Origin of the sequence: Azohydromonas lata NBRC 102462, assembly GCF_001571085.1 — a bacterium.
In the GTDB taxonomy this organism is placed as follows: Bacteria; Pseudomonadota; Gammaproteobacteria; order Burkholderiales; family Burkholderiaceae_C; genus Azohydromonas; species Azohydromonas lata.
The window spans coordinates 1-12,614 of record NZ_BCTC01000066.1 but is presented as its reverse complement, the minus strand read 5'-3'; the positions used below and the strand labels follow the sequence as shown (position 1 = coordinate 12,614).

8 protein-coding genes are annotated in these 12,614 nt (G+C 71.4%); all 8 read left to right on the top strand.

Annotated elements, in window-relative coordinates; all coding sequences use genetic code 11:
- Positions 1–208: 208 nt before the first annotated feature.
- Positions 209–1,234, top strand: coding sequence for a substrate-binding domain-containing protein (locus tag ALA01S_RS20295; RefSeq protein ID WP_066340218.1), 1,026 nt, complete (start codon positions 209–211; stop codon positions 1,232–1,234).
- Between the two features lie 346 nt (positions 1,235–1,580).
- On the top strand, positions 1,581–3,062 hold the full coding sequence (gene zwf / locus ALA01S_RS20290) for a glucose-6-phosphate dehydrogenase (RefSeq protein ID WP_066340216.1): 1,482 nt from the start codon (positions 1,581–1,583) through the stop codon (positions 3,060–3,062).
- 118 nt (positions 3,063–3,180) lie between these two features.
- Positions 3,181–4,806, top strand: coding sequence for an NADP-dependent glyceraldehyde-3-phosphate dehydrogenase (locus tag ALA01S_RS20285; protein ID WP_066340213.1), 1,626 nt, complete (start codon positions 3,181–3,183; stop codon positions 4,804–4,806).
- 415 nt (positions 4,807–5,221) lie between these two features.
- Positions 5,222–8,431 (top strand): response regulator, encoded by a 3,210-nt coding sequence (locus ALA01S_RS20280; RefSeq protein ID WP_157119140.1) that lies wholly within the window; start codon positions 5,222–5,224, stop codon positions 8,429–8,431.
- 44 nt (positions 8,432–8,475) lie between these two features.
- The gene (gene czcI / locus ALA01S_RS20275) at positions 8,476–8,832 is read left to right on the top strand and encodes a cation efflux protein, CzcI family (protein ID WP_066340210.1); all 357 of its coding nucleotides are present in this window, start codon (positions 8,476–8,478) and stop codon (positions 8,830–8,832) included.
- 134 nt (positions 8,833–8,966) lie between these two features.
- Positions 8,967–10,232 carry a TolC family protein gene (locus ALA01S_RS20270; protein ID WP_066340207.1) on the top strand — a complete coding sequence of 422 codons (1,266 nt, stop codon included), beginning with the start codon at positions 8,967–8,969 and terminating at the stop codon, positions 10,230–10,232.
- Positions 10,233–10,245: 13 nt separating this feature from the next.
- A complete protein-coding gene (locus tag ALA01S_RS20265; RefSeq protein WP_066340205.1) occupies positions 10,246–11,625 on the top strand; it encodes an efflux RND transporter periplasmic adaptor subunit in 1,380 nt (459 codons plus the stop codon).
- Between the two features lie 16 nt (positions 11,626–11,641).
- A partial coding sequence (locus ALA01S_RS20260) for an efflux RND transporter permease subunit (protein ID WP_174548643.1) occupies positions 11,642–12,614 on the top strand: 973 nt, incomplete at its 3' end.

The window sequence follows — 12,614 nt, the reverse complement described above, 5'->3', positions numbered from 1 at the left end:
CGAACGGCCCATTCAAAGCGCTTTGGATTCATCACAACACTAGTCAAAGCGCTTTGGATATTGCTCGGTGTTTTCCCTGAGCGCGGCCCCCGGCTGGGCTGCCATCACTCGACCGCAGGCCGTGGCGCCGCGTGCTACGATCCAAACCGCTTTAGATGGCGCGTAACACGCGCTGAACCTTGACTCAAGCCCGGCGGAGAAACGCGTCTTGAAAACCAATCTGAAAGTGCTGTCGCAGTCGCTGGGCCTGTCGCAGACGACGGTGTCGCGGGCGCTGGCGGGGTATTCGGACGTGAGCCCCGTCACGCGGCAGCGGGTGCTGGAGGCGGCGCGGGCGTCGGGGTACGAGCCCGACACCACGGCGCGGCGGCTGGCCACCGGGCGCTCGGAGGCGGTGGGGATCATTTACCCGTTTGGCGACAGCGGGCTGGGCGATCCGCGCTTCGTGGAAGTGATGGCCGGGCTCTCCGACGGGCTGGCCGAGGCGCGCATGGACCTCATGGTCGCGGCGGCGCGGGCGCAGACCGAGCTGGACTCCTACAAGCGGCTCACCAGCTCGCGCGCCGTGGATGCGCTCATCGTGGCCAACACCCGGCTGGACGACGCCCGCATCCAGTTCCTGCAGCAGCGCAAGTTTCCCTTCGTGGCCTATGGGCGGACGAACAGCGCCTCGCCCTACGCCTGGTTCGATTTCGACAACGAGGCCGGCGCCCGCCTGGCCACGCAGCGGCTGCTGGGCCTGGGGCACCGGCGCATCGCGCTGATCCATGCGCCGCTGAGCATGACCTTTGCCGCGCAGCGCCATGCCGGCTACGTGCAGGCGCTGCGCGAGGCCGGGCTGGAGCCTGAAGCCGCCCTGGTGGTGGAAGTGCCGCTGGACCGCCATGGCGCCTGCGAGGCCACGCGGCGGCTGCTGGCGCTGCCGCAGCCGCCCACCGCGCTGCTGGTGGACAACAACCTGAGCGGCGTGGGCACGCTGCGCGCGCTCATGGAAAGCGGCTGGCAGCCGGGCCGGGGGCCGTCGCTCATCGTCTATGACGGCGTGCCGGCCGACCTGCCGCTGCCCTACCGCGTCACCGCCGTGGAGCAGCCCACGGGCGAGGCCAGCGGCCGCACCCTGGCGCGGCTGGTGCTGGACCTGCTCGCGGGCCACCCGGTGCCCTCCCTGAACCAACTGGCGCAACCCGTGATCGCGCCCGGCGACACGGACCGCCCGGCCAGCGCCGGCGGCTGAATCCGGCCCGCCAGCCCCGCAGCGGGCCCAGGCCGTCGACACACGGTCCTTGCGCCCGGCCGGCGCATGCCCGCACCGCTGCAAGGCGGCCTTTACCAGCGCTTCGGTGTCATTCATGCCGACTTCCTGAAGGCCCACACGGGCCTGAACACCAGTTTCGGTGAGACCAGTAAATAACTCAAGCTGATTGATTAATGGAAAACCCGCTGGCGCGATGGCGCTGCGGGCCCCAGCATGACGCCCATTCGAAAGCGCTTTGGATGATGGCGGGCGCCCTGGCGGCGTGGCTTTCAAGGCGCGCCGCGCGGACTGCGCCTGCCAAAAGACCACGTCACCTGGAGATTCCATGTCCTTCGACCTTGTCCTCATCGGCGGCACCGGCGACCTGGCCTGGCGCAAGCTCATGCCGGCCCTGTTCCAGGCCTGGCGCCACGGCACGCTGCCGGCAGGCGGGCGCATCCTGGCGGTGTCGCGCGAGGACATGGACAGCGCGGCCTACCGCGTGTGGCTGCAGCAGCGCTTCCAGGACTTGTCGGGTCCGACGCGCCCAACGGCCGAGGCCCTGGCCGCCTTCACCGCCCAAGTGCACTACCTGCAGGTGGACCTGGCTCAGGACGCCCACTACCCCGCGCTGCGGCGCTGGCTCAAGGAGCCCGCGGCGCAGGAGGGCCGCGCCGACGGCCCGGCCGAGGCGGTGGTCTTCTACCTGGCCACCAGCCCGCACCTGTTCCCGCAGGTTTGCCGGCAGTTGGGCGCCATGGGGCTCAACGGACCGGAGGTGCGCGTGGTGCTCGAAAAGCCGCTTGGGCACGACCTGGAGAGCGCGCGCGCCATCAACCGCGCCGTGGGGGCCGTGTTCGGCGAGTCGCAGGCGCTGCGCATAGACCACTACCTGGGCAAGTCCGCGGTGCAGAACCTCACCGCGCTGCGCTTTGGCAACGCGCTCTTCGAGCCGCTGTGGCGTCGCGACAGCATTGCCAGCATAGAGATCACGCTGGCCGAGTCCCTGGGCGTGGGCACGCGCGGCGACTTCTACGACCGCACCGGCGCGCTGCGCGACATGGTCCAGAACCATGCGCTGCAGTTGCTCACCATGATCGCCATGGAGCCGCCCGCGTCCGCCCATGCCAATGCCATACGCAACGAAAAGCTCAAGGTGCTGCAGGCCTTGAAGCCCTTCGACGCCGCCAGCGCGCGGCGCGACGTGGTGCGCGGCCAGTACCGCGCCGGCGTGTGCGAGGGCCGTGCCGTGCCGGGCTACCTGGAGGAGCGCAACGTGCCCGCGGGCAGCCGCTGCGAGACCTTCGTGGCGCTGCGCACCGAGGTGTGCAACTGGCGCTGGGCCGGCGTGCCTTTCTACCTGCGCACGGGCAAGCGGCTGGCGGCGGGCACGGCCTGCATCGTCGTGAACTTCCGCGCCGTGCCGCACCCGATCTTCGCGGGCCCGCACCCGGCCAACCGGCTGGTGATCAAGCTGCAGCCCGCCGACGGGCTGGAGCTGCACCTTCTCGCGGCCCAGGGCCCCACCGGGACGCAGGCGCTGGCGCCCGTGAGCCTGGACCTGGACTTCGACCACGCCTTCGCCGAGGACCGCGTGGGCGCCTACGAGCGGCTGCTGCTGGAGGCCATACACGGCCGCCTGAACCTGTTCGTGCGCAACGACGAGCAGGAAGAGGCCTGGCGCTGGGTGGAGCCCGTGCTGCAGGCCTGGCGCGAGGACGACGCCGCCGGCCTGGGCCCCCGCCCCTACGCCGCCGGCAGCTGGGGCCCGGCAGCGGCCAGCGCCCTGGTGGCCCGCGACGGTTTCACTTGGGCCGAGGAGCAGTGAGCGGCTGCCGGCCCGCGGCCTGAATTCCCCTGCGCGGCACGCCTGCCGCCGCAAGGCGCCCGCGTCCGCGGCGTGCGTCCTGGCTTTTTCACTTGCGCGGACACCCCCTCCTCCCTCCATGGACCACCACAGCCTGAAACAGCTTTTCCCCACCGCGGACCAGATCCCCGAGGCCCACCGCCTGCGCGAGCCGCTGCACCAGCGCGTCTCGGTGCTGGACGGCGAGCTGGTCACCTGGGACGGCGAATGCCGCACCGTGCTCTCGCCCATCTGCGTGCGCCATGCCGACGGCAGCGTGCGGCAGATGGACATCGGCAGCGTGCCCGTGATGGGCGTGGAGCACAGCGACCAGGCGCTGGCCGCCGCCGTGCGCGCCTGGGACCACGGCCGCGGCGCCTGGCCCACCATGAGCACGGCCCAGCGCATCGCCTGCATGCAGGACTTCACCCGCCAGATGGCCGCGCAGCGCGACACCGTGGTGCGGCTGATCATGTGGGAGATCGGCAAGAGCCTGGCCGACTCGCGCAAGGAGTTCGACCGCACGCTGGAGTACATCGAGGCCACCATCGCCGCGCTCAAGGCGCTGGACAACGACGCCTCGCGCTTCGCGCAGGCCGAAGGCTTCGCCGGCCAGATACGCCGCACCCCGCTGGGCGTGGTGCTGTGCATGGGGCCCTACAACTACCCGCTCAACGAAACCTTCGCCACGCTGATCCCGGCGCTGCTCATGGGCAACACGGTGGTGTTCAAGCCGCCGCAGTACGGCACGCTGCTGTTCGCGCCGCTGCTGGAGGCCTTGCGCAGCGCCTTTCCGCCGGGGGTGGTCAACACCATCTACGCGCCGGGCTCGCTGGTGGTGCCGCGGCTGCTGGCCTCGGGGCAGGTCAACGTGCTGGCGCTCATAGGCTCCAGCCGCATCGCGGACCACCTCAAGAAGCAGCACCCCAAGTCGCACCGGCTGCGCGCGGTGCTGGGCCTGGACGCCAAGAACGCCGCCATCGTCCTCGCCGACGCGGACCTGGACCTGGCCGTGCGCGAATGCGTGGCCGGCGCCCTGTCCTTCAACGGCCAGCGCTGCACGGCGCTGAAGATGCTGCTGGTGCACCGCTCCATCGTGAAGCCCTTCCTGCAGCGCATGGGCGAGGCCATCGCCGCGCTCAAGCTGGGCATGCCCTGGGAGGACGGCGTGCAGATCACGCCGCTGCCCGGCCCGCACCGCACGGCCTACATGGACGAGGCGCTGCGCGACGCGCAATCCCGCGGCGCGCGGGTGCTCAACGACGGCGGGGGCGACTCCTGCGTGACGCTGTACCGCCCGGCGCTGGTGTACCCGGTGCGCGAAGGCATGCAGCTCTACCGCGAGGAGCAATTCGGCCCGCTGGTGCCGGTGGCGGACTTCGAGGACGTCGAGGAGGCGCTGCAGTACGTGGTGACGTCCGAGCACGGGCAGCAGGTCAGCCTCTTCGGCCAGGACCCGGCGCAGTTGGGCGCGCTCATCGACCCGCTGGTCAACCAGGTCTGCCGCGTCAACCTCAACTCGCAATGCCAGCGCGGGCCGGACATGTTCCCGTTTGCCGGCCGCAAGGACTCGGCCGAGGGCACGCTCTCCGTCACCGACGCGCTGCGCGCCTTCTCCATACGCTCCATGGTGGCCGCCCGCCAGACCGAGGCCAACACGCGGCTGCTCAACGCCATTGCCGCGCAGCACCATTCGCGCTTCGTCCACACGGACTTCTTGTTCTGAGGCCGGGCTTTGCCGCCGCTGGCGGCATTTGAATGCCAGTATTTTGCGAATGGCGCACGCGCTGGGTGCGCCATTCGCTTTTTGTTTTTCAGAGAATTCCCCGCACCGTCCATGCATAATTCGAGGACAATTCTCGACATATTCTTCGGCACGGATGAAACCGCGCAGCCGGCATCCAGGCTGCCGCCTCTGAAATAAAGTTTTGCGATGACGGCATAAATTTATCCGCAACTTCCCGGCTTGCGAATAAAAAATCAAGCCCACTGTTGACAACCTGATCACAAAGCCAGGCCATAGTCAATATATTCTTGGCCGGAAGGCCTGCGCTCAAAGCGCTGCGCACCCTCCTTTGTACGGCCCCGCCCATTCCAGCCGCACAGACCGAAGCCGAGATCAGGAAGTTATTGGAGGCAAGATGGATAAACGATTATCCGCACCCGGCCTCGTCAAGCCGGAAATCAGGATAGTCTTGATTTATGCCGTGTTTGCCGCCACGTGGATTTTGTTGTCCGACAAAATCACGACCTGGTTCTTCCACGGGCCCGATGCCATCGCCCTGGCCGGCACGGCAAAAGGGTGGCTTTTCGTGGTGGTCACTTCCTACCTTCTGTATTGGCTGCTGCGCCGCGCGCGCCAGGAGGCCTTGCCGCTGGGGCAATTGTTCGTTTACCCCTGGCGCGCCTGGATGGTGGCGAGCCTGTGCGTGCTGGCGGCCGTCTTTGCGGCGGGGTACAGGATGTGGGGCGATGAGCGGGCGGCCGAGGTGCTGCGGCTCAACGAGGTGGCGGAGTTCAAGGCGAGGATGCTCACGGACCGGGTCGTCCAGAGCCGGCGCGCGGCCCGCTACATCCAGACCAGCCGGCACCTGCTGGCGCTGTTCAACTGCTGGCAGGCCGGCGACGCCGGCTGCGGCGACCTGCTGACGCAGCAGCTGGAAGGCCTGGCCGGCCATGCGGGCGCAGGCCGCGTGCGCATTTACGACAGCCGGGGCCACGGCCTGGGCGGCAGCCCGGGGAGCGAGGCCCACATGCCCAGGGAGTTGCAAAGCGCCCTGGACGCGGCGGCGCAGGACCTGGACATCCACCAGGCCGGCCCCTACGTGGATCGCGCCGAGCACCACGTGCTGGACCTGGTCGTTCCGCTGCTGGACGGCGGGCGGGCCAGGGCCTTCATCCTGCTGCACCCCTGCAGCGATGACGACGTGGATCAACTGCTGCAGGGCTGGCCCGTGCGCACGGACACGGGCGAGGTGTGGCTGCTGCGTCGAATGGACGGCGACGCGGAGCTGCTCAACCAGCCGCCTTCCAGCCGCGCCGTGGGCCCGGTGCAGGCGGTGCTGAATGACGAGGACGCCCTGGCCGTTGCCGCGCTGGCGCTGCAGCCGCCGCAGCAGCGCCAGGTCATTGGGCTGGGCCTGCGGGGCGAACGCCTGCTGGGGGCCACGCGCGCCATTCCGGGCACGGACTGGGTGCTGGCCGCGGTGATCGCCGACGCCGAGGTGCGCGGCAAGGTCCTGCGGCAAATGGTCTGGCTGGGCTTGGTCGGCGTGCTGGCCATCTTCAGCGCCGCCGTGGCCGTGCTGCTGCTGCGCCAGCGCGAGACCCTGGCCCAGGCCCGCGGCGAATCGCTGGCCAACGTGCGGCGCCTGAAGGAGCTGCAGTTGCTGGCGGCCATGGCCGACGCCACGGACGAGGCCATGTGCATCAAGGATGCCGAGGGCCGCTACGTGCTCTTCAACCAGGCCGCCGGCCGCCTCATGGGCCTGGAGCCCGCCGCCGCGCTGGACCGCACGGACACGGAAATCTTTCCGCCGCACACGGCCGGGCAGATCCGCTCGATCACGGAGCAGGCCCTGGCACAGCGCCAGCTGTCGTCGTCCGAGCAGTCCCTGCAGACGCCCCGCGGCCCGCGGCTGCTGCAGGTCACGGCGGCACCGCTGCTCGATGCCGAGGGCCGCTTCATAGGCTCGTTCTGCCTGGCCAGGGACGTCACCGAGCACCGCAGCCTGGAGGCCGCGCTGCGCAACAGCGAAAGGCGCCACCGGCAGCTTTTCGAAGGCAGCAAGGACGCCCATCTCGTGATCGAGCCGGGCGAGGGCGTCATCCAGGACGCCAACCCGGCGGCCCTGCGGCTGTTCCGCGCCGACGATCTCAGGCACAAGACCGTGCTCGACATCTCCGCGCCGCTGCAGCCCAATGGCCGCGCTTCGCGCGACCTGGTGGCGGGCAACGAGCACGCCGTCCTGGCCGAAGGCTCGCTGGACATGGAATGGGTGCACCAGCGCCTGGACGGCAGCCCGTTCACGGCCCAGGTGCTGCTCACGCGGCTGGACTGCGACGCGCACAGCCTGATCCTGGCGACCGTGCGCGACATCTCCGACCGCAAGCGGCTGGACGTGGAGCTGGAGCGCTACCGCAAGCGGCTGGAGTGCCTGGTGAGCGAACGCACCAGCCAGCTGCGGGACGCGTTGCAGGCGGCCGAAGCGGCCAGCCAGGCCAAGAGCGTGTTCCTGGCCAACATGAGCCACGAGATCCGCACGCCGCTCAACGCCATCCTCGGCATGACGGAGCTGCTGCGCCGCGCCGCCCTGCCCGCCGAGCACGCCGCGCGGCTGGAGCGCATCGACATGGCGGGCCGCCACCTGCTGGCCACGCTCAACGACGTTCTCGACCTCTCCAAGATCGAGGCCAGCAAGCTGGAGCTGCAGTCCAGCGACTTCGAGCTGCGCGCGGTGCTGGACAACGTGTGCTCGATGATCGAGCCGATCGCGCGCGACAAGGCCTTGTCCGTGCAGGTGGACGCCGCCGGCGTGCCCACGTGGCTGCATGGCGACCCCGTGCGGCTGCAACAGGCGCTGCTCAACTACGCCAGCAACGCGGCCAAGTTCACGGCGCGCGGCGGCGTCTGGTTGAGCGCGCAAGTGATGCAGGACGCGGGCACCGAGCTGCTGCTGCGCTTCGAGGTTCGGGACAGCGGCATCGGGATCGCGGCGGACAAGCAGTCGCGGCTGTTCCGGACCTTCGAGCAGCTGGACGCCTCCATCACGCGGCGCCACGGCGGCAGCGGCCTGGGCCTGGCCATCACGCGCAGCCTGGTGCAGATGATGGGCGGCGAAGTGGGCGTGCACAGCGCCCCGGGGCAAGGCAGCAGCTTCTGGTTCACGGCCCGGCTGTCGCGTGGCGCGGGCAGCCCGCCGGCGGCGGCACTGCCGCGGGCCGATGCGGCGGCCGCCCTGCGCGAGCGCTGCGCCGGCATGCGCGTGCTGCTGGCCGAGGACAACCCCGTCAACCGCGAAGTGGCCCTGGCCATGCTGGCGGGCGCCGGCCTGTCGGTGGACACGGCCGAGGACGGGCTGCAAGCCGTGGAGAAGGCGCAGGGGACGGCCTACGCGCTGGTGCTCATGGACATGCAGATGCCCTTCATGGACGGCATGGAGGCCACGCGCCGCATCCGCGCCCTGCCCGGCTGGGCCACGCGCCCCATCCTGGCCCTGACCGCCAACGCCTACGACGAGGACCGCAAGGCCTGCCTGGAGGCCGGCATGAACGACTTCATCTTCAAGCCCGTGGACGCCGGCGCGCTCTACGCCACGCTGCTGCATTGGCTGGACGGGGCGCACGCCTGAAGCCTGCCCGGAGCCGGGCCTGCCTGGAAGGTAAACTTGCGGACATGCGCCGCTGGCTCCTCGTCCTTCTCCTGGCACTCCTGCCGCTGCAGCTCTCCTGGGCTGCGGTGGCGGCGTACTGCCAGCACGAGAAGGTGCAGGCCGGGCACTTCGGCCACCACGAGCACCAGCACCATGACCAGGGCGCTGCCCAGGCCAAGGACGGCCATGGCGGCAAGAAGTCGCCGCTGACGGCGGACAACGATTGCGGCATCTGCCACCTGGGCCATGCGCAAACGCTGCTGGGCGATGCGCCGGCCCTGGCGCCACCCACGCTGCCGCCGCGCGTGGCCCGCCACGACGCGCTGCCGCCATCCCACGTCCCGGCGCTGCCGGAGCGGCCCGACCGACGCCCCGCCTGATCCGGCGAGCGCGTCCCTTTGCACCCTTTGTTTTCCTGAGCCCAGACGACTCGCCGGATCTGCCTCGTTGACCTGATCAACTAGCGGAGCATCCGATGAGATACCTTTGGCTGCCGCCACTGCTGGCGGCATGCATGACTTTGCCCTGCCTGGCCGAAAGCGGGGCCGATGCCGCGCGCCAGGCCACGCCGGCCGCGGCCGGCACCGTTGCGGCCACAACGCCGGCGCTGACGCTGGACCAGGCGCTGGCGCTGGCGCTGGCGCACTACCCCGATCTCGCGGCCGCGCGCAGCGAGGTGCAGGCCACGCAGGCCGCGCTGCTCGTGGCCGGGGCCCGCCCCGCCGCGCTGGCCGAAGGCGAGCTGGAAGACACCCGGCGCGAGACCCGCTCCACCACGCTGCGGCTGGCGCAGCCCATCGAGCTGGGCGGCAAGCGGCAGGCGCGGCTGGAGGCCGCCGGGCGCGGCCTCGACGTGGCGCTGGCGCGCCAGGCGCTGCGCCGCGGCCAGCTTCGCGCCGAGGTCACGGCGGCCTTCGCCGAAGCCCTGGTGGCGCAGGAGCGCGTGCGGCTGGCCCAAGCCGCACTGGAGCTGGCGCGCGGCGGCAGCGAGGCGGCGCAGCGGCGGGTGACGGCCGGCAAGGTCTCGCCCATCGAGGAGACGCGCGCCCGCGTGGCACAGGCGGGCGTGGCCGTCGAGCTGGCCCAGGCGCGCGGCGAGCTGCGCGCGGCGCTGCAGGGCCTGCAGGCGCTGCTGGGCGCCGATGCGGCCGTGCAGGCGGTGGCGGGCGATATCGCGCCGCCGCCCTTGCCGCCGCGGGAAGCGCTGCTCGCCCGCGTGGAGCAGGCGCCCGCGCTGCGCGTGGCCCGGCTCGACGTGGAGCGGCTGGGCGCGCTGGCGCGGGTGGAGCGCACGCGGCGCGTGCCGGACGTGACCGTGGGCGTGGGGGCCAAGCACAGCGAGGAGCTGGGCCGCACCCAGGCGCTGCTGACGCTGTCCGTGCCGCTGCCGGTGGCTGACGCCTGGCGCGGCGCGGAGCTGGAGGCGCTGCGCCGCCAGGACCAGGCCCGCTTCGAAGCCGAGGCCGCCACGCTGCGCCTGCGCGCGGAGGTGGCGCGCGCCCACGAGCGGCTGCAGGCCGCCGTCACCGAGGCGCGCACGCTGCACGGCGAGGTGCTGCCCGGCGCGCAAAGCGTGTTCGAGGCCACCACCAAGGGCTACGAGCTGGGCAAGTTCGGCTTCCTGGACGTGCTCGACGCCCAACGCACGCTGCTGCTGTCGCGCACGCAGTACCTGCGCGCCATCGCACAGGCCCATCTTGCCGCCGCCGACATCGACCGCGCCTTGGGCGACGACCCGTCCACCGACCCACACACCGACCCGGCCGCGGCCGGGCGCTGAGAGGCATTCCTTCATGAAGACCCCCAAGACCCCCGCCGGCCGCAAGCAGTGGGCCGCGGTCGCGGCACTGGTTGCCGCCGGCCTGCTGGGCAGCGCCGCCATCCTGCACACGCCCGCGGCCACGCCGGCCGCCGGGCACGGCGATGAGCATGGCGCCGGCCATGCGGACCACGACGAACACAACGACCACGGCGAACACGAGGCCGGCAAGCCGGACGCCGCGGGCCAGGACCACGAAGACGAGCACAAGGACGAGCACGAAGACCGGCACGGCCACGGCAACCAGGCGCAGGAGAAGCCCGCGGGCCAGGCCGGCTCGGCGGGCGGCGCGGCCGCGGCCGCGGCGGGCCAGCCGGCAGGCCGCCTGGCGATGACGGCCGAGCAGGTGCAGGCCGCGGGCATCGCCGTGGAGAAGGCGGCCGCCGCCCCCATACGCACCACGCTGCAGCTGCCCGGGCAGATCCGCTTCAACGAGGACCGCACGGCCCACGTCGTCCCGCGCGTGGCCGGCGTGGTGGACAGCGTGTCCGCCGACCTGGGCCAGGCCGTGCGCCGCGGCCAGGTGCTGGCCGTCATCAGCAGCGCGGCGGTGTCGGAGCTGCGCAGCGAGCTGCAGGCCGCGCAACGGCGCCAGGCCCTGGCGCGCACGACCTTCGAACGCGAGCAGCGGCTGTGGCAGGAAAAGATCTCGCCGCAGCAGGACGTGCTGCAGGCCGAGCAGGCGTTGCGCGAAGCCGAGATCGCGCTGGCCAATGCTCACCAGAAGCTGCAGGCCCTGGGGGCCGGCACGGGCGGCGGGGGTGGTGGCGCGCTCAACCGCTTCGAGCTGCGCGCGCCGTTCGACGGCACCATCGTCGAGAAGCACCTGGCGCTGGGCGAGGCCGTGAAGGAGGACGCCAGCGTCTTCACGCTGTCGGACCTGCGCAGCGTTTGGGCCGAGGTGGACGTTGCGGCGCAGGACCTCAGGCACGTGCGCGTGGGCGCCCGCGTCACGGTGCGCTCCAGCGCCTTCGACGAGGCCGCCACCGGCACGGTGGCCTACGTGGGCTCGCTGCTGGGCGAGCTCACGCGCACGGCCAAGGCGCGCGTCTCGCTCGCCAACCCGCAAGGCGCGTGGCGCCCGGGGCTGTTCGTGACGGTGGAGGTGGTCACGGGCGAGGCGGGGGCGCCGGTGACGGTGGCCGCCGCCGCCGTGCAGCAGCTCGGCGACAAGCCCGTGGTGTTCGAGCAGGTGGCCGGCGGCTTCGTGCCGCGCCCCGTGGAGCTGGGCCGCAGCGACGGGCAGCGCGTGGAGGTGCTGCGCGGGCTGCCCGCCGGCGCGCCCTACGCGGCGGCGGGCAGCTTCGTCCTGAAATCCGAGGCCGGCAAGGGCTCGGCCACCCACACGCACTGAAGCAGGAGGACGACCCATGTTCGAACGCATCCTGCGCTTTGCCGTCGAGCAGCGCTGGTTCGTGATGCTGGCGGTGGCGCTGATGGCCGCCCTGGGCGCCTGGAACTACCAGCGGCTGCCCATAGACGCCGTGCCCGATATCACCAATGTCCAGGTGCAGATCAACACCGCGGCGCCGGGCTACTCGCCGCTGGAGACCGAGCAGCGCGTGAGCTGGCCCATGGAGGCCGTGATGGCGGGCCTGCCGGGGCTGCAGCAAACGCGCTCGCTGTCGCGCTACGGGCTGTCGCAGGTGACCGTCATCTTCAAGGACGGCACCGACATCTACTTCGCGCGCCAGCTCGTCAACGAGCGGCTGGCCGCCGCGCGCGCGCAGCTGCCCGCCGGCGTGAGCCCGGCCATAGGCCCCATCTCCACGGGGCTGGGCGAAATCTTCCTGTGGACCGTGGAGGCCCGCGAGGACGCGCGCAAGGCCGACGGCACGCCCTACAGCGCCACGGACCTGCGCGAGATCCAGGACTGGATCATCAAGCCGCAACTGCGCACCGTGCCCGGCGTCACCGAGATCAACACCATAGGCGGCCATGCCAAGGAGTACCACGTGGCGCCCAACCCCGAGCGGCTCTCGGCGCACGGCCTGACGCTGGCCGACGTGGTGGCGGCGCTGGAGCGCAACAACGCCAACGTGGGCGCCGGCTACATCGAGCGCCGCGGCGAGCAGTACCTCATACGCGCGCCCGGCCGGGTGGGCTCCATGCAGGACATCGGCAACGTCATCCTCACGAGCGTGGGCGGCACGCCGGTGCGCATACGCGACGTGGCCGAGGTCCAGGTGGGCCGTGAGCTGCGCACCGGCGCGGCCACCGACAACGGCCGCGAGGTGGTGCTGGGCACGGTGTTCATGCTCATCGGCGAGAACAGCCGCACCGTGGCGCAGGCCGTGGCGCAGCGCATGGAGCAGATCAACCGCACGCTGCCCGCGGGCGTGC

What these genes read in the sequence shown, in the direction of transcription:
- ALA01S_RS20285 (WP_066340213.1), top strand. Translation starts at nt 3,181, where the DNA reads ATGGACCACCACAGCCTGAAACAGCTTTTCCCCACCGCGGACCAGATC.
- ALA01S_RS20265 (WP_066340205.1), top strand. Translation starts at nt 10,246, where the DNA reads ATGAAGACCCCCAAGACCCCCGCCGGCCGCAAGCAGTGGGCCGCGGTC.
- ALA01S_RS20280 (WP_157119140.1), top strand. Translation starts at nt 5,222, where the DNA reads ATGGATAAACGATTATCCGCACCCGGCCTCGTCAAGCCGGAAATCAGG.
- ALA01S_RS20270 (WP_066340207.1), top strand. Translation starts at nt 8,967, where the DNA reads ATGACTTTGCCCTGCCTGGCCGAAAGCGGGGCCGATGCCGCGCGCCAG.
- zwf (WP_066340216.1), top strand. Translation starts at nt 1,581, where the DNA reads ATGTCCTTCGACCTTGTCCTCATCGGCGGCACCGGCGACCTGGCCTGG.
- czcI (WP_066340210.1), top strand. Translation starts at nt 8,476, where the DNA reads ATGCGCCGCTGGCTCCTCGTCCTTCTCCTGGCACTCCTGCCGCTGCAG.